The sequence below is a fragment of the Mesorhizobium sp. M2E.F.Ca.ET.209.01.1.1 genome (assembly GCF_004010375.2).
Taxonomy (GTDB): Bacteria; Pseudomonadota; Alphaproteobacteria; order Rhizobiales; family Rhizobiaceae; genus Mesorhizobium.
Map to the genome: position 1 here is coordinate 1 of NZ_SADP02000558.1, position 349 is coordinate 349.

The 349-nt window shown below is 67.0% G+C and carries 1 pseudogene; it reads left to right on the plus strand.

Annotated elements, in window-relative coordinates:
• Positions 1-349, plus strand: a pseudogene (locus EN852_RS36895) (hypothetical protein); the annotation flags it as partial.

The window sequence follows — 349 nt, forward strand, 5'->3', positions numbered from 1 at the left end:
GCTCGGCCAAGGGCCTGACGGCCAAGGAATGCAGCGCCAAGTACCAGGCTGCGAAAGCCGCCGGCACGCTAAACGGCATGAAGTGGAACGACTTCCGCAAGAGCGAGTGCGCCGCTGGCGCCACTGCCGCTGCCGCGACCGATACCAAGCCGGCCAAAACGACCGCAGCAGCTGCCACGACCGCCACTCCGGCTGCCGGCGGCAAAGGCCTGACCATGGCCGAATGCAGCACCAAGTACCAGGCTGCCAAGACCGCCAATAAGCTCAACGGCATGAAGTGGAACGACTTCCGCAAGGCCGAGTCCGCCGCCGGCGCTGCCGACGACGACACCGTGCCGGCTCCGACGGA